The organism is Micromonospora sp. CPCC 206171 (assembly GCF_036906755.1).
Taxonomy (GTDB): Bacteria; Actinomycetota; Actinomycetes; order Mycobacteriales; family Micromonosporaceae; genus Micromonospora; species Micromonospora purpureochromogenes.
In genome coordinates, this window is record NZ_JBAKHT010000002.1 from 42,416 (window position 1) to 61,680 (window position 19,265).

The 19,265-nt window shown below is 71.7% G+C and carries 14 protein-coding genes and 1 tRNA gene; 8 read left to right on the forward strand and 7 right to left on the reverse strand.

What is annotated here, in order from left to right; all coding sequences use genetic code 11:
- Window positions 1-9: 9 nt before the first annotated feature.
- The 6 genes from V6U89_RS02920 to argS form a co-directional block, all read right to left on the reverse strand.
- The gene (locus V6U89_RS02920; RefSeq protein WP_334569026.1) at window positions 10-783 is read right to left on the reverse strand and encodes a polysaccharide deacetylase family protein; all 774 of its coding nucleotides are present in this window, start codon (window positions 781-783) and stop codon (window positions 10-12) included.
- A gap of 204 nt (window positions 784-987) precedes the next feature.
- The gene (locus tag V6U89_RS02925; RefSeq protein ID WP_334569027.1) at window positions 988-4,251 is read right to left on the reverse strand and encodes an efflux RND transporter permease subunit; all 3,264 of its coding nucleotides are present in this window, start codon (window positions 4,249-4,251) and stop codon (window positions 988-990) included.
- Between the two features lie 195 nt (window positions 4,252-4,446).
- Window positions 4,447-5,496 (reverse strand): threonine synthase, encoded by a 1,050-nt coding sequence (thrC, locus tag V6U89_RS02930; protein WP_334569028.1) that lies wholly within the window; start codon window positions 5,494-5,496, stop codon window positions 4,447-4,449.
- A gap of 107 nt (window positions 5,497-5,603) precedes the next feature.
- The gene (locus V6U89_RS02935) at window positions 5,604-6,917 is read right to left on the reverse strand and encodes a homoserine dehydrogenase (protein ID WP_334569401.1); all 1,314 of its coding nucleotides are present in this window, start codon (window positions 6,915-6,917) and stop codon (window positions 5,604-5,606) included.
- Window positions 6,918-6,925: 8 nt separating this feature from the next.
- Window positions 6,926-8,311 carry a diaminopimelate decarboxylase gene (gene lysA / locus V6U89_RS02940; protein WP_334569029.1) on the reverse strand — a complete coding sequence of 462 codons (1,386 nt, stop codon included), beginning with the start codon at window positions 8,309-8,311 and terminating at the stop codon, window positions 6,926-6,928.
- Between the two features lie 6 nt (window positions 8,312-8,317).
- Window positions 8,318-9,982, reverse strand: a complete 1,665-nt coding sequence (gene argS, locus V6U89_RS02945) for an arginine--tRNA ligase (RefSeq protein WP_334569030.1) — start codon at window positions 9,980-9,982, stop codon at window positions 8,318-8,320.
- A gap of 97 nt (window positions 9,983-10,079) precedes the next feature.
- On the opposite strand from argS, the gene V6U89_RS02950 reads away from it, so the two are divergent.
- The 8 genes from V6U89_RS02950 (at window position 10,080) to V6U89_RS02985 (ending at window position 18,601) form a co-directional block, all read left to right on the forward strand.
- Window positions 10,080-10,880 carry a DUF3105 domain-containing protein gene (locus tag V6U89_RS02950; protein ID WP_334569031.1) on the forward strand — a complete coding sequence of 267 codons (801 nt, stop codon included), beginning with the start codon at window positions 10,080-10,082 and terminating at the stop codon, window positions 10,878-10,880.
- Window positions 10,881-10,888: 8 nt separating this feature from the next.
- Complete coding sequence (locus V6U89_RS02955) at window positions 10,889-11,557, forward strand: DUF305 domain-containing protein (RefSeq protein ID WP_334569032.1); 669 nt, start codon at window positions 10,889-10,891, stop codon at window positions 11,555-11,557.
- Window positions 11,558-11,747: 190 nt separating this feature from the next.
- On the forward strand, window positions 11,748-12,443 hold the full coding sequence (locus V6U89_RS02960; RefSeq protein ID WP_334569402.1) for a winged helix-turn-helix domain-containing protein: 696 nt from the start codon (window positions 11,748-11,750) through the stop codon (window positions 12,441-12,443).
- Window positions 12,444-12,604: 161 nt separating this feature from the next.
- Window positions 12,605-12,676: transfer RNA gene (locus V6U89_RS02965), tRNA-Arg, on the forward strand.
- Window positions 12,677-13,255: 579 nt separating this feature from the next.
- Window positions 13,256-14,803 carry a multiple monosaccharide ABC transporter ATP-binding protein gene (gene mmsA / locus V6U89_RS02970; RefSeq protein ID WP_334569033.1) on the forward strand — a complete coding sequence of 516 codons (1,548 nt, stop codon included), beginning with the start codon at window positions 13,256-13,258 and terminating at the stop codon, window positions 14,801-14,803.
- A complete protein-coding gene (mmsB, locus tag V6U89_RS02975; protein WP_334569035.1) occupies window positions 14,800-16,101 on the forward strand; it encodes a multiple monosaccharide ABC transporter permease in 1,302 nt (433 codons plus the stop codon). Before mmsA ends, mmsB begins: the two co-directional genes overlap by 4 nt.
- A 50-nt stretch (window positions 16,102-16,151) precedes the next feature.
- On the forward strand, window positions 16,152-17,252 hold the full coding sequence (locus tag V6U89_RS02980; RefSeq protein WP_334569036.1) for a sugar-binding protein: 1,101 nt from the start codon (window positions 16,152-16,154) through the stop codon (window positions 17,250-17,252).
- 122 nt (window positions 17,253-17,374) lie between these two features.
- Entirely contained in the window at window positions 17,375-18,601 is a 1,227-nt protein-coding gene (locus V6U89_RS02985; protein ID WP_442933864.1) for an ROK family protein, read from the forward strand.
- Here the strand turns inward: V6U89_RS02985 and V6U89_RS02990 are convergent.
- On the reverse strand, window positions 18,598-19,245 hold the full coding sequence (locus V6U89_RS02990; RefSeq protein WP_334569038.1) for a class I SAM-dependent methyltransferase: 648 nt from the start codon (window positions 19,243-19,245) through the stop codon (window positions 18,598-18,600). The genes V6U89_RS02985 and V6U89_RS02990 overlap by 4 nt on opposite strands.
- Window positions 19,246-19,265: the final 20 nt, after the last annotated feature.

A 19,265-nucleotide genomic window follows, 5' to 3' on the forward strand; every position in this document is an offset into this window, starting at 1 on the left:
CCCGGCCGCTCACACCGCAGTGGCGCGTCGCAACAGCTGGGAGACGGTGACGAAGGTGTAGCCGCGGTCCCGCAGCCCGTCGATCATCGCGGGCAGGCCGCGCAGCGCCACCTGGCGGCGCTCGGCCCCCACGTCGTGGGCGAGCAGGATGGCGCCCGGCACGACGTCGGCCACGATGCGCCGGGCGTGCCCCGCCGGGTCGTTCGGGAACTCGCTCTCGACCATCTGGAGCGACCAGAGCACCAGGCGGTAGTCGAGGCGTACGGCGGCGTGCAGGACCGCGCCGCCGAGGTGCCCGTACGGGGGGCGGGCCACCCGGGGCGGGCGGCCGGTGACGTCGGTGATGGCGTCGTGCGAGCGCCGCAGGTCGTCGTGGACCTCGGCGGCGTCCATCCGGGCCAGGTCCCGGTGCCGCCAGCTGTGGTTGCCCACCTCGTGCCGGCCCAGCCGGTCCCGGATCAGGCCGGCGTGCCGGCGGACCCGCTGGCCGACCAGGAAGAAGGTGGCCGGCACGTCGTGCTCGTCGAGGGTGTCCAGCACCGTCGGCGTCCACTGTGGCAGCGGGCCGTCGTCGAAGGTGAGTGCCACCGTCCGGCTCTCGGTCGGGACATGCCAGACCACCTCCAGCGCGCCGCCGCCGACCTGCTGCCGGCGGTTTCCCACGGTGGCGCTGGCCGGCCCGCCGGCGAGCGGGAGCCGCCGGTCGGCGAGGTACGTGGTCTCGGACATCCCGACGGCGCCGACCGCGGTGCCACCGGCCAGCAGCGCGCCGCCGCGAAGCACCGTCCGTCGTCCCCACCGCGCACCGTCCCCGCCCGGCATGCCCCGCCCCCGCCCGTGTCGTCCGAAGTGGATGATCGACAACCGACGGTAGGGGGCGGCCGCAACGCCGGCACAGGGCGAAGGTCACGCTGGGCTGTCGGAGGGTCGACAGCGCAGCGCCCCCGGCCGGTGGTACGGGGCCGGGGGCGCTGCGGGTGGGTCGGACTACTCCTCGGTCGGCGGCAGCGGCGAGCGCCGGCTCTTCGGCAGCCGCAGCACTTCGAACTGGTCCGTGCCGTCCAGCAGCGCGGCCGAGGGCGCCGGCCGGGCCGGCGACCCGGCGGCCGGCGTACCGGTGGCGGCGACCCCCACCGGGACCGGCGCGTCGGCCTCGTCCCCGGCCGGCGCGGCCGGCTCGACCGGGGCCGGGTCACCGGAGCGCCGGGCCCGGCGGGCCCGCAGCGACTCCTTGGTGCGCTCCACCATGGTGTAGAGCGTCGGCACCAGCACCAGGGTCAGCAGCGTCGAGGTGAGCAGACCGCCGATCACCACCACGGCCAGCGGCTGGGAGATGAAACCGCCCTCACCGGTCAGCCCGAGGGCCATCGGCAGCAGCGCGAAGATGGTGGCGACCGCGGTCATCAGGATCGGACGCAGCCGCCGCCGGCCGCCCTCGACCACAGCCTCGGTCACGCCCATCCCCTGCGCCCGGTACTGGTTGACCAGGTCCAGCAGCACGATCGCGTTGGTCACCACGATGCCGACCAGCATGAGCACGCCGATCAGCGCCGGCACGCCCAGCGGGGTGCCGGTGACCAGCAGCAGGCCGATCGCGCCGGTCGCGGCGAACGGGATCGAGATCAGCAGGATCAGCGCCTGGGTGATGCTGCGGAAGGTCGCCACCATGATCAGGAAGACGATCGCGATCGCGGCCAGCACCGCCAGGCCCAGGTCGCCGAAGGCGTCCTCCTGCTCGGCGCTCGCCCCACCGACGGCCACCGTCGCGCCGGGCACGTCGATCTCGGCGACCCGCTTCCGCAGCTCCTTCGTGATCGCCCCCAGGTTGGAACCGGTGGCGGTGCCGGTGACGGACACGCTGCGCTCACCGTCGATGCGGGTGACCTGCTGCGGTCCCTCGCCCTGGGTGACGTCCGCGATGTCGTCCAGCTTGACCGGGCCGACCGGCAGGGCGCGCAGCTGCTCCACGGTCGTCGGCGGGGTGGCCGAGGCCCGCAGCACCACGTCCTGCTGGCCGCCGTCCAGGGTCACCCGCCCCAGCGGGGAACCCCGGTACGCCTGCGACACCAGCTGCCCGACCGCCGCCTCGCTCAGCCCGACCCGGGCCGCGGCGAGCCGGTCGACGGTGACGTCGACCCGGGGCACCCGTGTCGCCAGGCTGGTCGAGACGTCCGCGACGTCGGGCGTGCCGGCCATCGCCGCGCGAGCCTCCTCGGCGGCCCTGGCCAGCGTCTCCTGGTCGGCGGCCTGGACGACCAGCTCCAGCTGGTCACCCTGGCCCTGACCGAAGGTGAGTTCGCCGCCCTCGGCGCCGAGGGCGTCGAACTTCTCCCGCAGGATCTCCTTCATCTCCTTGGCGTCGGTGTCGCCGTTCAGCGCCACCGACCAGCGGGCGGTGTTGTTGCCCCCGCCGCCCAGCCACGGCTGGTCGCTGCCGCCCGCGGTGACCTGGTACGTCTCGACGCCGTCGGTCCGGCCGAGCACCTCCTCGACCCGGCGGGCCGCCTGGTCGGTGGCGGCCAGGCCGGCGCCCGCCGGCAGCTCCTGGGTGATGTTCAGGGTGTCCTGGCCGGAGTCGTCCAGGAAGTTGGTCTCCAGCTTCTGGGCGAGGCCGAACGTGCCGAGCAGCACCAGCAGCCCCACCGCGACGGTGATCCAGCGGGTCTTGCGGGTGCGGGTGGCGAACCCGATCGTCGGCAGGTACGTCCGCTGCAACGGGCTGCGCAGCTCCTTCTCCTCGGCGGCCCGGCGCACCTCGGCGTCGTCCGCCCCGGCCCGGCGCGGCGTGAGGAACCAGTAGGCCAGCACCGGGATCACGGTCAGCGAGACCAGCAGCGAGGCGAGCAGGGCCACCGTCACGGTGATCGCGAACGGGGCGAAGAGCTGCCCGACGAAGCCGCCCACCAGCGCGATCGGGGCGAACACCGCGACCGTGGTGAGGGTCGACGCGGTCACCGCGCCGGCCACCTCGCGGACCGCGGCGACGATCGCGTCCCGCTTGGGTTCGCCGTACTCCAGGTGGCGCTTGATGTTCTCCAGCACCACGATCGAGTCGTCGACCACCCGGCCCACGGCGATGGTGAGCGCGCCGAGGGTGAGCAGGTTGAGCGAGTAGTCGCCGACCCAGAGCGCGAGCAGCGCCACCACCACCGACAACGGGATGGAGACCGCGGTGACCAGGGTGGAACGCACCGACAGCAGGAAGACCAGGATCACCACCACGGCCATCAGCAGGCCGAGCAGGCCCTCGGTGGTCAGGCTCTCGATGGACTTCTCGACGAACGGCGCCTGGTCGAAGACGACGGTCAGCTCGGCGCCGGAGGCGGAGCGCAGGGCGTCGAGCCGGTCCCGGATCTCGTGCGAGATGCGCACGGCGTTGCCGTCCGGGGCGGCGATCACCTGGACGCCGAGGCTCTCGATGCCGTTGGTGCGGGTGATCGCGGTGGCCGGGGCGAGCTGCTGCTGCACCGCGGCCACGTCACCGAGGCGGACCGGCGGCGCCTTGGGCACGCTCGGGGTGAGCACGATGCCGCGCAGCTCGTCCAGCGTGGTGATCGGGGCGCCGACCTGCACCGGGAGCGCCCGGGTGCCGTCGGTGACCGCGCCGGCCGGCACGGAGATCCCGTTGGTCTTCAGCGCCGTCGCAATGGCGGTCGGGGCCAGCTTCGCGGCGGCGAACTTCGCCGGGTCCGGCGTGATCGTCACAACCTGGTCGCGGGTGCCGGTCACCTCGACGGTACGGACGCCGTCGATCCCCTCCAGTTCGGGTACGACGGTGCTGCGCAGCTTCTCCGCCAGCGCCCTCTCGTCGCCGCCCCCGCTGGCGGCGAGCACCACCGCGGGCAGGTCGTCGGTGCTCCCGGTGAGGACCTGCGGGTCCACCTCCGCGGGGAGCTGCGCGTCGATCCGGCCCAGCGCGGTCTGCATCTTGTTGGCCGCGTCGTCGACGTCGGTGCCGAACTCGAACTGCACCGAGACGGTCGCCGAACCCTCCCGCGAGGTGGAGGTGACCTTCTCCAGCCCGGGCAGGCCCTGGAGGCTGTTCTCGATCGGCTCGGTGACCTGGGACTCGACGATCTCCGGCCCGGCGCCGGGGTAGACCGCGACGACGAACGCGCCGGGGAACTCCAGCGACGGCAGCAGCTGCTGCTTGAGCGAGGGGACGGCGAACGCCCCGAACGCCGCGGTCACCACCGCGATCAGGGCGACCAGTCCCCGGTTGGCGAGGCTGGATCTGGCGAGCAGCGACATCGGCGGACTCACTCCTGCAGGAGGTCGACGGGGTGACCAAAGTGTGCCCGATTCACTTTCCCCCACCCCCACCGCCCCACGTGCGCCCCCACCCACCGGCAGCCCGCTCGTTGATCATGAAGTTACGTGGGAGGAAAGCGCGTTCCATGCCGCCAACCTCATGATCAACGCTCGATCCCGGCGGGGCCGGGGAGGTCAGGCGAGGTCGAGGGAGCGGGCGGCGGCCAGGGCGTCGTTGGCAATGGTGAGCGGCGCGGGGGCGGTGGAGATGGCCCACTCGGGGTCCTTGAGGCCGTGGCCGGTGACGGTGCAGACGACGGTGGAGCCGGGCGGGATCCGGCCCGCCGCGGCCTGCTGGAGCAGGCCGGCCACGCTGGCCGCGCTGCCCAGCTCGACGAAGACGCCCACCTCCCGGGCGAGCAGCCGGTACGCCGACAGGATCTCCCGGTCGGTGACCGCCGCGATCAGGCCCTGCGAGGCGTCCCGGGCGTCGATCGCCTTCGTCCAGCTCGCCGGGTTGCCGATCCGGATGGCGGTCGCGATCGTGGACGGCTCGTGCACCACCTGGCCGGTCACGATCGGCGCGGCGCCGGCGGCCTGGAAGCCGTACATCTTCGGGGTGCGGGTGGCGTTGCCGGCGGCCAGGTCCTCGCCGTAGCCCATCCAGTACGCGGAGATGTTGCCGGCGTTGCCGACCGGCAGGCAGTGGATGTCGGGGGCGTCGCCGAGCGCCTCGACGATCTCGAAGGCGGCGGTCTTCTGGCCGTGCAGCCGATCCGGGTTGACCGAGTTGACCAGCGCCACCGGGAAGTCCTGGGCGAGCTTCGCGGCCAGCGACAGGCAGTCGTCGAAGTTGCCCTGGACCTGGAGCAGCTTCGCCCCGTGCACCAGCGCCTGGGCGAGCTTGCCCAGCGCGATCTTGCCCTGCGGCACCAGCACCGCGCAGGTGATCCCGGCCCGGGCCGCGTACGCCGCGGCGGAGGCGCTGGTGTTGCCGGTGGAGGCGCAGATGATCGCCTTGTCGCCCGCCTCGACCGCCTTGGACACCGCGACGGTCATGCCGCGGTCCTTGAACGAGCCGGTCGGGTTGGCGCCCTCGACCTTCAGGTGCACGTCACAGCCGAGCCGGGCGGAGAGCACCGGCGCGGGCAGCAGCGGGGTGTTCCCCTCGTGCAGGGTGACGACGGGGGTGGCGTCGGTGACCGGCAGCCGGTCCCGGTACGTCTCGATCAGACCGCGCCACATGTCGCTCTCCTCGCCTCGCCCCGTCCCAGTCGGGGGTGTCTCAAGCCTGGACCAGCCGACCGGGGCGACGACCGGCGCACCCGCCGCCACCCACCAGACGGGACGCCCTACTGCCCGCCCTCCACCCGCAGCACGCTGGTCACCGATCCGACGATGTCCAGCCCGCGCAGCTCCCGTACGGTCGCGGCGAGCGCCGCGTCCGGCGCGACGTGGGTGACGATGACCAGCTCGGCGTCGGAGCCCCGACCGGCCGGCCCGCCGCCCGCCGGGCCCTGCCGGACGGTGGCGATGGAGACCTCGTGCCGGGCGAACACCCCGGCCACCGCCTCCAGCACACCCGGACGGTCGGCCACGTCGAGGCTGATGTGGTAGCGGGTCAGCGCCTCCCCCATCGGCCGCACCGCCAGGTCGGCGTACGCGGACTCGCTGGCCGCCCGCGCCCCGGCGAGCCGGTTGCGGGCCACCGCCACCACGTCGCCGAGGACGGCGCTGGCGGTCGGCGCGCCACCGGCGCCCCGGCCGTAGAACATCAGCTGCCCGGCCGCCTCGGCCTCGACGAAGACCGCGTTGAACGCGTCGCCGACGCTGGCCAGCGGATGGGTCAGCGGGATCATCGCCGGGTGCACCCGGACGCTGACCGTCTCCCGGCCTTCGGCGTCGGCGCCCCGGGCCGCGATGCAGAGCAGCTTGATCGTGCAGCCCATCGCCCGGGCGCTGGCCACGTCCGCGGCGGTCACCTCGGTGATCCCCTCGCGGTGCACGTCGGCGGCGGTGACCCGGGTGTGGAACGCCAGCGAGGCGAGGATGGCGGCCTTGGCGGCGGCGTCGAAGCCCTCCACGTCGGCGGTCGGGTCCGCCTCGGCGTACCCGAGCTCGGTGGCCTCCTCCAGCGCCTCGGCGAAGCCGGCGCCGGTGGCGTCCATCGCGGAGAGGATGAAGTTGGTGGTGCCGTTGACGATGCCGGTGACCCGGTTGATCCGGTCTCCGTGCAGCGAGTCGCGCAGCGGGCGCAACAGCGGGATCGCCCCGGCCACCGAGGCCTCGTAGTAGAGGTCGGCGCCACCCTCGGCGGCCGCGTCGTGCAGGGCCGCCCCGTCCTCGGCGAGCAGCGCCTTGTTGGCGGTGACCACGCTCTTGCCGGCCCGCAGCGCCTCGACCAGCCAGCCGCGCGCCGGCTCGATGCCGCCGACCACCTCGACCACCACGTCCACGTCGTCGCGCTTGATCAGCCCGAGCGGGTCGGTGGTGAACAGCGCCGGGTCGACCGGCAGGTCACCGCGGTCGCGCCCGACCCGGCGTACGGCGATGCCGGCGATCTCCAGCGGGGCGCCGATCCGGGCGGCGAGGTCGGCCGACTGCTCGTGCAGCAACCGGACCACCTCGCTGCCCACGGTCCCGCAGCCGAGCAGCGCCAAACGCACAGGTGACGTCATCCCACATCCAAAGCGAGCAGGTCCTCTTCGGTTTCCCGCCGGACGATCAGCCGGGCCCGGCCGTCCCGCACCGCGACCACCGGGGGGCGGGGCACGTGGTTGTAGTTGCTGGCCATGCTGCGGCAGTACGCGCCCGTGCCGGGCACCGCGACAAGATCTCCGGGCTGCACGTCGGCGGGCAGGAATTCATCCTTCACCACGATGTCCCCGGACTCACAGTGCTTTCCCACCACGCGGGCGAGCATCGGCTCGGCCACCGACGCCCGGTTCGCCATGGTGGCCGAGTACGAGGCGTCGTAGAGCGCGGTGCGGATGTTGTCGCTCATCCCGCCGTCGACGCTGACGTAGGTGCGGATCCCGTCGACGTCCTTGACCGTGCCGACCTCGTACAGGGTGAAGACGGCCGGGCCGACGATCGCCCGACCGGGCTCGATCGACAGGTGCGGCACGGCCAGCCGCTCCGCCGCGCACTCGCCGTCCACGATCTTGCGGAGCCGCTTGGCCAGCTCCTGCGGCGAGGCCGGGTCGTCCTGGGTGGTGTACGCGATGCCGAAGCCGCCGCCGAGGTCCAGCTCGGGCAGCTCCACGCCGCGGGCGTCGCGGATCTGCGCCTGCAGGGCGAGCACCCGGCGGGCGGAGACCTCGAAGCCGCTGGCGTCGAAGATCTGCGACCCGATGTGCGAGTGCAGGCCGCGCAGGTCGAGCACGCCCTCGTCGAGCACCTTGAAGGCGGCCGCCGCGGCCGCCCCGCCGGCGAGCGAGAAGCCGAACTTCTGGTCCTCGTGCGCGGTGGCGATGAACTCGTGGGTGTGCGCCTCGACGCCGACGGTCACCCGGATCAGCACGCCGGGGCGTACGCCGCGCTCGCGGGCCAGCGCGGTGAGCCGGTCGATCTCGGTGAACGAGTCGAGGATGATCCGGCCCACCCCGGCGTCCAGCGCCCGGGTCAGCTCGGCCACGGACTTGTTGTTTCCGTGGAAGCCGATCTTCTCCGGCGGCATCCCCGCCGACAGCGCGGTGGCCAGCTCACCGCCGGTGCAGACGTCGAGGTGCAGGCCCTCTTCGGCGATCATGCGGACCACGGCGCGGCAGAGGAACGCCTTGCCCGCGTAGTAGATGTCCACATCCGGGAAGGCGGCGCGGAAGTCGCGGCAGCGCGAGCGCAGGTCGTCCTCGTCGAGGACGTACAGCGGGGTGCCGTACTCGGCCGCGATGTCGCGGACGCCCAGGCCGGCGACGGCGAGCGCGCCGTCGTCGCCGCGCGTCACGTTGCGCGGCCACAGCTGCGGCACCAGGGCGTTGACGTCGGCCGGGCTACGCAGCCACGCCGGCCCCCGGCTGCCGATGTCGCCGTGCAGGGCACCGGCCTCATGCGCGCGCATCGATGCTCACATCCTCTCCGGAGCGGTGACGCCGAGCAGGCGCAGGCCGTTGGCGATGACCACCCGGGTCGCGTCGTTGAGCCAGAGCCGGGCCCGGTGCAGGTCGGTGACCTCCTCGTCGCCGCGCGGCAGGATCCGGCAGTTGTCGTAGAACCGGTGGTACGCCCCGGCCAGCTCCTCCAGATAGCGGGCCACCCGGTGCGGCCCCCGCAGCTCGGCGGCGGTGGCCACCACGGCGGGGAACTCGGCGAGCGCCTTGAGCAGCTCGTTCTCCTTCTCGTGCCCGAGCAGCTCGGCCCGGAAGCCGGCGGCGTCGCCGCGGGTCAGCCCGACCTCGGCGGCGTTGCGCCCGACGCTGGCCGTGCGGGCGGCGACGTACTGCACGTAGTAGACCGGGTTGTCGCGGGTGGCCCGCGTCCACAGCTCGACGTCGATGTCGATCGGGGAGTCGCTGGAGTAGCGGGCCAGCGCGTACCGGGAGGCGTCCACGCCGATCGCGTCGACCAGGTCCTCCAGGGTGACCACGGTGCCGGCCCGCTTGCTCATCCGCACCGGGGCGCCCTCGCGGACCAGGTTGACCAGCTGGCCGATGAGGATCTCCAGGTTGCGGTCCGGGTCGTCGCCGAAGCAGGCCGCCATCGCCTTCATCCGGCCGATGTAGCCGTGGTGGTCGGCGCCCAGCATGATCACGACCCGCTCGAAGCCGCGCTCGCGCTTGTCCAGGTAGTAGGCGCAGTCGGCGGCGAAGTACGTCCACTCGCCGTTGGACTTGCGCAGCACCCGGTCCTTGTCGTCGCCGAAGTCGGTGGTGCGCAGCCAGGTCGCGCCCTCGGCCTCGAAGAGGTGGCCCTGCTCGCGCAGCCGTTCCAGGGCGAGGTCCAGCTCGCCCCGGTCGTGCAGGTCCTTCTCGTTGAAGTAGGTGTCGAACTCCACCCCGAAGGCGCGCAGCGAGGACTTGATCTCGGCGAACATCAGCGCGACGCCCTCGACCCGGAAGACCTCCTGGGCGGCGGCGTCGTCCAGCTCCAGCACGTCCGGCCGGACGGCGCGGACCTGCTCGGCGATCTCGGCGATGTACGCGCCGCCGTACCCGTCCTCGGGGGCCGGCTCGCCCTTCGCGGCGGAGAGCAGCGACCGGGCGAACCGGTCGATCTGGGAGCCGGCGTCGTTGAAGTAGTACTCGGTGCCGACGTCGGCGCCGGTGGCGCGGAGCAGCCGGCTCAGCGCGTCGCCGACGGCCGCCCAGCGGACGCCGCCGATGTGCACCGGGCCGGTGGGGTTGGCCGACACGAACTCGAGGTTGATCTTCTGGCCGGCGAGGGCGTCGCTGCGGCCGTACTCCGCGCCGGCCTCGACGATCGACCGGGCGAGCTGGCCCGCGGCGGCGGCGTCGAGCCGGATGTTGAGGAAGCCGGGGCCGGCGATCTCCACCGACTTGACCCCCGGGGCCCGGCCGAGCTGGTCGGCCAGCGCGGCGGCCAGCTCCCGCGGGGGAACCCCCACCTTCTTGCTGAGCTGCAGCGCCAGCGTCGAGGCGTAGTCGCCGTGCTCCGGATTGCGCGGTCGCTCCACCGCCGTCCGCTCCGGGAGCGCGGCAGGGTCCAGGCCGCGCTCGGTGAAGACGGCGTGGGCTGCGGAGAGGACGACCTCGGCGAGTTCTGCGGGAGTCACTGAACCATGTTATCGGGGGTAGACTCGGTCACTCGGCGGCGACCCTGCGCGTCACCCTGCCCGCCAATCCCCTGACCGACCGACCTGACGAGGCACCATGAGCATCAGCACCCCGGGCGGCCCGGAGCGCCGTCCGACCGTGGTCAGCACCGGCAAGAAGCCGGCGGCTGGCCGGCCCGCGTCCGGCGCCAAGCCCGGGGCCGGCAAGTCGGCGGGCTCCCCCCGCCAGACCTCGGGTGGCAAGGGCCCCCGCAAGCCGATCGCGCCGGTCAAGGTGAGCCAGGGCCGGTCCTGGGGCCCGATCGCGCTCTTCGTGGCCGTCGGCGTGCTCGCCGCGGCGATCATCGGGTACGGCGCGTACGCGGCCTTCCAGGGCTCCAAGCCGTGGGAGAAGCGGGCCGCCGACATCGACGGCATCGTCGACTTCCGCAAGAAGGACGCCAAGCTCGTCCAGGGCGGCCAGCACCAGCAGGGCGTGATCAAGTACGACGTCAACCCGCCGGTCGCCGGCCCGCACAACGCGGCCTGGCAGAACTGCATGGGTGACGTCTACGACGCCCCGATCGCCAGCGAGCACGCGGTGCACAGCATGGAGCACGGCGCGGTCTGGATCACGTACCGCCCCGACCTGCCGGCCGACCAGGTGACGAAGCTCAAGACCAAGGTCCAGGGCAAGGAGAAGCTGATGCTCAGCCCGTTCGACGGGCTGGACAAGCCGATCTCGCTGCAGGCCTGGGGCTACCAGCTCAAGGTCGACAACGCCGATGACGGCCGGATCGACGACTTCATCAAGACCCTGCGGGTGAACGCCTCGGTCGAGGGCCCGAACGCCAACTGCGGCCAGGGCATCACGGCCACCGGCACCACCCCGCGCGACCCGCAGCCCACCCAGCAGTAAGGACGGCGATGACCGCTCCCGTGACGACGGACAGCGCGCCCGACGAGGCCCCGGCCACCGACGGCGGTGGCCGGCGGTCCGCGCGCCGCTACGGCGTCCTCGCGCTGACCGTCGCCGTCGTGGTCGGTCTCCTCCTGGGGTACGCCGGCGGCCTGCTGACGCCGAGCCTCACCCGACCGGGTGACAGCTCGGCCGAGGCGGGCTTCGCCCGGGACATGACCAGCCATCACGCCCAGGCGGTGGAGATGGGGCTGATCGCCTTCCAGAAGGGCAGCGACCCGGAGGTACGCCAGGTCGGCGGCGACATCGCCACCGGCCAGCAGGGCGAGATCGGCACCATGCAGACCTGGCTGCGGTCGTGGGGGCTGGACCCGACCGGCTCCGAGCCGGCGATGGCCTGGATGCCGGACGGCCGGGACAGCCTCCGGGACGGGCTGATGCCGGGCATGGCGACGCCGCAGGAGATGGCGCAGCTGCGCGCGGCGCAGGGGCACGACCTCGACGTGCTCTTCCTGCGCATGATGATCAAGCATCACCTGGGTGGGATCCACATGATCCAGGGCATCCTCGACCACGGCGGGGACGACGACGTCCTCACCGTCGCGCAGACCATGAAGAACACCCAGCAGACGGACCTGGTCAACCTCCAGAACGCCCTCAGGCGCCTGGGCGGCTGATCCCGGCAACCGGCTCGACGGAGGCCCGTGTACCGCTGCGGCGGACACGGGCCTCCGTCCGTTCCGGCCCGCGCCCCTGTCCGTTTAGATGGCTTTCGCGGCCTTTGGTCGCTCCGACCGATTGCGGTCGTTGGAGACTTTTCTCCCCACATATCGTGACCAGTTGCGATTCGGGCTCGTTGCGCAGGACGTGGGGGTTGCACTGAGAGACGCGCGGCGTTCCGTCACCAGCTGGTGCCGGCGCCACACCATCGGCGGTGACGGAGCGGTGGCAGCCGTCCGTCGCGGACACCGGCAGGGCGAGCCCGGAACGCTCAGCCGCGAACAGGAACTCGAACTGATCGACGCCCTGCGAGGCGTCCACCCCGACGAGTTCGGGCTGGACGAGGAGCTGTGGACGCGACAGAGCCTGACCACGCTGATCCAGCGCCAGTTCGACCTGGCGATGGACGCCGGCACCGTCGGGGCGTACCTGCGGGCCTGGGGTTTGGGTCCGCGGGAGCCGCGGGAGCGGGCCTGCGGGCTCTGCGTCGGCGCGGTCGAGCGCTGGGTACGCAGCGAGTACCCGGCGATCACCCGGGCCGCCCAGGAGCACTCCGCGGAGGTCTACTGGATCGGCCGGGTACGCCTGCGCGGCACCATGCCGGCCGCGGACGTGATCTCCGCGGTGTCGTCCCGGGGCCGGGTCCGGTTCATGGTGACCACGCCCGGCGTGGACGCTCCGCTCCCCCGCGACTTCGTGCTGCGGCTCAGCGGCGCCGAGGAGCGCACCGTGCACCTGATCGTGGACGGCTCGTGGCCCAAGAACGAGTGGCCCCGACGCCTCCCCCGCCGCATCGTCCTGCACCCCCTCCCCAGCTGCGGCCGCGCCCTCGCCGCCGCCTGACCCCACCCCTTCCCGCGTTGATCATGAAGTTGTTGTCGGCGGGCACGGCGTGTCGGGACAACAACTTCATGATCAACGCGGGATTCGAGGGACGCGGAGGGGTGCGCCGGGTGTCGATTCGGTGTTCGGGACGGGGTTTGGTACTCTTCTCGGGTCGCTGAGCCCCCGTAGCTCAGGGGATAGAGCACCGCCCTCCGGAGGCGGGGGCGCAGGTTCGAATCCTGCCGGGGGCACACAACATCGCAGAAGCGGGCTCCGCGACAAGACGAAACAAGGATTCCCCGGCGGGTAAGCCGGGGAATTTTTCGTTTCCGGATCGGCACCCGCCCGCAAGATCGAGTACCACGTCTGGCACGCGCCGGACGGCGAAATACGCGGCGTCGGCCGTGTCGCGCCCGGCGCGCGAGGGGTGAGGTCGCCCTGCCCGTCCCGTCCCGGCGTACAACACCGGCTCGGCCAGCAGGTCGTTGACGCTGCCCGGCCGCGACGCGCTGGCACGGCAGGACACGTCCAGGATCATCACACCGCCAGCAGCATCACCTCATCCGGCCGGGAGCCGGGGTGGACCGACCCGGGCCGGAGACCGGCGCCACAGCCGCCGATGTCTACCGTGTCACCCGGCGGCCGAGGAACCAGACAGCGCCGCCAGCCGGGGCAGGGACCGGGCGCCATATTGCCGGATTGTTACAACGGCCGGCCAACGGAAACTTGCGGATCGCCGTCGCGCGTGAATAAGTTGTGGTACGCAACAAAACCTCGTGAGGCCTAACCCAGCGAGAGGCATCCATGATGTTGGCGAGGTGCAGCAAGTCATGAGTGACGCGCCCATCCTCCTGGAGATGCGCTCCATCACCAAGGAGTTCCCGGGAGTCAAAGCTCTTTCCGACGTCAACCTCGTGGTGCGCGCCGGTGAGATCCACGCCATCTGCGGCGAGAACGGCGCGGGCAAGTCGACGCTGATGAAGGTGCTCAGCGGCGTCTACCCGTACGGCACGTACGACGGCGACATCGTCTACCAGGGAGCCGAGACCCGCTTCTCCGACATTCGGGCGAGCGAGGCCGCCGGCGTCGTGATCATCCACCAGGAGCTCGCGCTCATCCCGCACATGTCGATCACCGAGAACATCTTCCTCGGCAACGAGCCGCGCAAGCGGGGTGCGATCGACTGGAAGGCCGCGAACCGGATGGCGCTCGACCTGATGGCCCGGGTCGGTCTCCAGGAGGACCCGGACACCCTGATCAAGGACATCGGCGTCGGCAAGCAGCAGCTGGTGGAGATCGCCAAGGCGTTCGCCAAGGACGTCAAGCTGCTGATCCTGGACGAGCCCACCGCCGCGCTCAACGAGGCGGACTCGCGCCACCTGCTGGACCTGCTGCGCGGCTTCCGCGCGCGGGGCATCACCTCGATCATGATCTCGCACAAGCTGAACGAGATCGAGGCGATCGCCGACCAGATCACCATCCTGCGCGACGGCAGGACGGTGGAGACCCTGGACGTCCAGGAAGGCGCGGTCGACGAGGACCGGATCGTGCGGGGCATGGTCGGCCGCGAGCTGAGCAGCCGCTTCCCGGACCACACGCCCAAGATCGGCGAGGTCTTCTTCGAGGTCCGCGACTGGAACGTCCGGCACCCGATCTCCGCCGAGCGCCAGGTCTGCAAGAACGAGAGCTTCGTGGTGCGGCGCGGCGAGATCGTCGGCTTCGCCGGCCTGATGGGCGCGGGCCGCACCGAGCTGGCGATGAGCGTCTTCGGCCGCTCCTACGGGGTGTACGAGTCGGGCACGATCATCAAGGACGGCAAGGAGATCGTGCTGAAGTCGGTGGCGGACGCGATCCACCACGGGCTCGCGTACGTCAGCGAGGACCGCAAGGCGATCGGCCTCAACCTGCTCGACGACATCAAGGCGTCGACGGTGGCCGCCAAGCTGTCCAAGATCTCCCGGCACGGCGTCCTCGACCAGGTCGCGGAGTACAAGGCGGCCGAGTCGTACCGCCGGGAGCTGCGGACCAAGACCCCCTCGGTCGACGAGAGCGTCTCCAAGCTCTCCGGCGGCAACCAGCAGAAGGTCGTCCTGGCGAAGTGGATGTTCACCGACCCCGACCTGCTGATCCTGGACGAGCCGACCCGCGGCATCGACGTGGGCGCCAAGTACGAGATCTACGGCATCATCCAGCGGCTCGCCGACCAGGGGAAGGGCGTCATCGTCATCTCCTCGGAACTGCCTGAGCTGATCGGGCTCTGCGACCGCATCTACACCGTGTTCGAAGGAACCATCACCGGCGAGATCGCCCGCGAGGATGCGGACCCGGAGACCCTCATGAAGCAGATGACCTCTACGAAGAAGATGCAGACACGATGAGCCGAATCAAGGACCTGCAGAAGAACCTCTTCGGAGGCACCACCTCCAACGCCCGGCAGTTCGGGATGATCTTCACCCTGGTGGCGATCGTCCTTCTGTTCCAGATCTGGACGGACGGGCTGACCCTGCGGTCGGACAACCTGATCGCGCTGTTCCAGCAGAACTCGTACATCCTCATCCTGGCCATCGGCATGCTGATGGTGATCGTCGCCGGGCACATCGACCTCTCGGTCGGCTCGGTCGCGGCCTTCGCCGGCATCCTGGTCGCCAAGTCGATGGCGGAGTGGGACCTGCCCTGGCCGGTCGCCATCCTGTTCGGCCTGGCCATTGGCGCGATCATCGGCGCCTGGCAGGGCTTCTGGGTGGCCTACATCGGGGTGCCGGCGTTCATCGTCACCCTGGCCGGCATGCTGCTCTTCCGGGGCGGCAACCAGTACATCGGCAACGCGAACACCATCCCGGTGCCGGAGGAGTTCCGGACGATCGGCTCCGGCTTCCTGCCCGAGGTCGGCCCGAACACCGGCTACAACAACCTGACCCTGCTGCTCGGCCTGGCCGCGTGTGTGGCCGTGGTGTGGCGGGAGCTGCAGTCCCGCAAGACCCGTCGGGAGATGGACGCCGACCCGGCACCGATGTGGATCTCGGTCCTCCGGCTGGCCGTCATGGTCGGTGTGATCGTCTTCGCCTCGCTGCGCTTCGCCAGCGGTCGCGTCGGCACCAGCTTCCCGGTCTCCGGCATCATCCTGGTGGCGCTGGTGCTGGCGTACTCCTTCTACACCCGCAACACCGCCGGCGGCCGGCACATCTACGCGGTCGGTGGCAACTCGCGGGCCGCTGAGCTCTCCGGTGTGAAGCTCAAGCGGGTCAACTTCCTCGTCATGATGAACATGTCCGTCCTGGCCGCCCTGGCCGGCATGATCTTCGTGGCCCGTTCGGCGGCCTCCGGTCCGCAGGACGGCAACGGCTGGGAACTGGACGCCATCGCCGCGGTCTTCATCGGCGGTGCGGCGGTCTCCGGCGGTATCGGGACCATCAGCGGTTCGATCGTCGGTGGTCTGGTCATGGCCGTGCTCAACAACGGCCTGCAACTGATGGGCGTCGGCACCGACAAGGTCCAGATCATCAAGGGCCTGGTCCTGCTCCTGGCCGTCGCGATCGACGTCTACAACAAGAGCCAGGGGCGGTTCTCCGTCATCGGCAGCATCACCCGCACGTTCCGCCGAGACGCACCACCCGCCGCTCCCCCGTCCTCGTCCGACGCGGAGCGTCAGCCCGCCACGACGACGGTGTCCGGCTGACGGCCACCGACCTCTCCCCTGTCACCACTGAAGAAGGGCATTACCCTCTCATGCGTAATCTGCTTGCCAAGACGGTGGCCATCGGCGCCATCGCGACGCTGGCCCTGACCGGCTGCGGCTCCGGCCGTGACGGTGAGTCCGGCGGCTCGGACACCCCGACCAAGGGTTTCGCGGCCGACAGCCTGATCGGCGTCGCCCTGCCGTCGAAGACCTCGGAGAACTGGGTCCTCGCCGGTGACCTGTTCACCAACGGCCTGAAGGAGGCCGGCTTCAAGAGCGACGTGCAGTACGCCGGCGCGTCGACCACCGTTGCCGACCAGCAGGCCCAGATCACCGCCATGGTGACCAAGGGCGCCAAGGTCATCGTCATCGGCGCGACCGACGCCGCGCAGCTGTCGACCCAGGTCGCCGCGGCGCACCAGGCCGGCGCGAAGGTCATCGCGTACGACCGCCTGATCACCAACACCCCGGACCTCGACTACTACGTCGCGTTCGACAACTTCAAGGTCGGCCAGCTCCAGGGCCAGGCCCTGCTGGACGGCATGAAGGCCAAGAAGCCGAACGGCCCGTACAACATCGAGCTGTTCTCCGGTTCGCCGGACGACAACAACGCCGGTGTCTTCTTCAACGGCGCGATGAGCGTGCTCAAGCCGGAGATCGACAAGGGCAACGTCGTCGTCGCCTCGAAGCAGACCGACGTCAAGCAGACCGCCATCCAGGGCTGGAAGGCCGAGGGTGCGCAGGCCCGCATGGACCAGCTGCTGACCTCGACCTACGGCAGCAAGCAGCTGGACGGCGTCCTCTCCCCGAACGACACGCTGGCCCGCGCGATCATCACCTCGATCAAGGGTGCCGGCAAGCCGATCCCGGTCGTGACCGGTCAGGACTCCGAGGTCGAGTCGGTCAAGTCGATCATGGCTGGCGAGCAGTACATGACGATCAACAAGGACACCCGGAACCTGGTCAAGCAGACCATCGCGATGGTGAAGTCCCTCCAGGCCGGTGACAAGCCGGAGATCAACGACACCAAGTCGTACAACAACGGCAGCAAGGTCGTCGACACGTACCTGCTCCCGCCGGTCGCCGTGACCAAGGCGAACGCGGCCGAGGCGTACGCGAACGACCCGAAGCTGGCGCCGCTCACCAAGTAAGCACCGTCAGGGTAGTCACGACGTCGGGTCCCGGAAGTCCGTTTCCGGGACCCTTCGTTGTACTCCCCGGCAGCAACGCATCAACCAACCGACCGGGAGGCGGCCTGACCGTGGCGACACCCATGCGGTCCGGGCCACCCCGGCAGGGCCGCAACCCGGACCTCCTGCCAACCTCGGCGCCCGGCGCCAGCCAGGAGGAGATCCGCCGGCAGAACCTCGGCGCCGTGCTGCGCTACGTCCACGTGCACGGCCCGACCACCCGCGCCGAGCTGACCGGTCGGCTCCGGCTCAACCGGAGCACCATCGGCGCGCTCGCCGCCGACCTCGCCGCCGCCGGCCTGGTGACCGAGGAGGCGCCCACCACCGCCCGCCGCGCCGGCCGCCCCTCGCTGGTGGTCAGCCCCCGCTCCGACCGCGTCTACGCGCACGCGCTGAGCATCGAGGCCGACCGGCTGCGCGCCGCCCGCGTCGGCCTCGGCGGCCGCATCCTGGACCTGCGTGAGGTCGACCGGCCGTCCGGAATGGCCGCCCCCGACGCCGTCGCCCCGCTGGCCGACCTCGTCCGCGACATGGAACGCGCCGTACCCGGTGACGCGCTGCTGGCCGGCGGCGCGGTCGCCGTGGTCGACACGACCCGCGACGCCGACGGCCGGATCCGGATCGGCGGCGCCGACGAGACGCTGCACGCCGCGCTCAGCGCGGAGTTCGCGGCCGGCCCCCGGTTCGTCACCGGCGACCTGGCCGACATCGCCGCCCTCGCCGAGCACGTCCGGGGCGTGGCGGCGGGGGTCAACGACGTCGTCTACCTGCACGGTGACCTGGGCGTCAGCGCCGGCATCATCAGTGGCGGCCGGCTGGTGCTCGGCCACCGCGGGCGCAGCGGCAAGGTCGGCCACATGGTGGTCAACCCGGACGGCCTGCCCTGCGGGTGCGGCTCACGCGGCTGCTGGGAGACCGAGATCGGCGAGGCGGCGCTGCTGCGGCACGCCGGCCGGGAGCCGGGCGACCCGGACGCGGTCGCCGAGGTCCTGCGCGCGGCGGCGGCCGGGGAGCAGCCGGCGGTGGCGGCCGTGGAGCGGGTCGCCGACTGGCTCGGGTTCGGCGTGGCCAACCTGGTCAACGTGGTCAACCCGAACACCGTGGTGTTCGGCGGCTCGCTGCGCGAGATCTACCTCGCCGGTGCGGGCACCGTCCGCCGCCGCCTGGACACGATGGTCCTGCCGCCCTGCCGCGAGATCGTGCACCTGCGCGCGGCGGCGCTCGGCCGCGACGCCGCCCTGATCGGCGCGGCCGAACTGGCCTTCGACACGCTCCTGGCGGACCCGCTGCACGCCGGCGCCGCCGGCTAGGTGTCGGAGGCGCGGACCGCCCGGAACAGGAAGCCGGGCAGCGAGAGCGGCCGGCCGCCGGTCTCCGCGGCCACGTCGATCTCCTCGATCTCCGTGTCGACCCACTGCGGCTCGGCGAAGCCCGCCCGCAGCAACTCCTCGGTGACGCCCCAGCCCTGGTCCGCAGCGAAGGCAACCGCCAGGACGAAGACGGTCGCGCCCGGCGCGGCGAGGCCCGGCAGCAGCGCGAGGTACGCCTCCACCGCGCCGCCGCCGCGCCGATGGAGACTGTGCAGCAGACCGGAGTCGAACACCGAGTCGAACGGTGCCGACGGCAACGACAGATCCGTGGCGTCCTGCACCTCGAAGCGCACCGTCAGGCCCTCGCGGGCGGCCTTGGCGCGGGCCATGTCGATCGCCACGCGCGAGATGTCGACCGCCGTCACCTGGTAGCCGCGGCGGGCGAGGGCGATCGCGAGATCACCGGGGCCGCAGCCGATGTCGAGCACCTTCGGACCCTTCACCCCGCGGTCGAGCACCGCCGCGAGGGCCGGCTGCGGACCGCCGATGTCCCAGGGCGGCCCGCCCGAGCCGGCGGCGTCGCGGTAGAGCGCGTCGTAGTCGTGAGGCCCGTATCCGTGGACCTCGGCGTCGTGTGCGGTCACCGCAAACCCCCCGGACAACT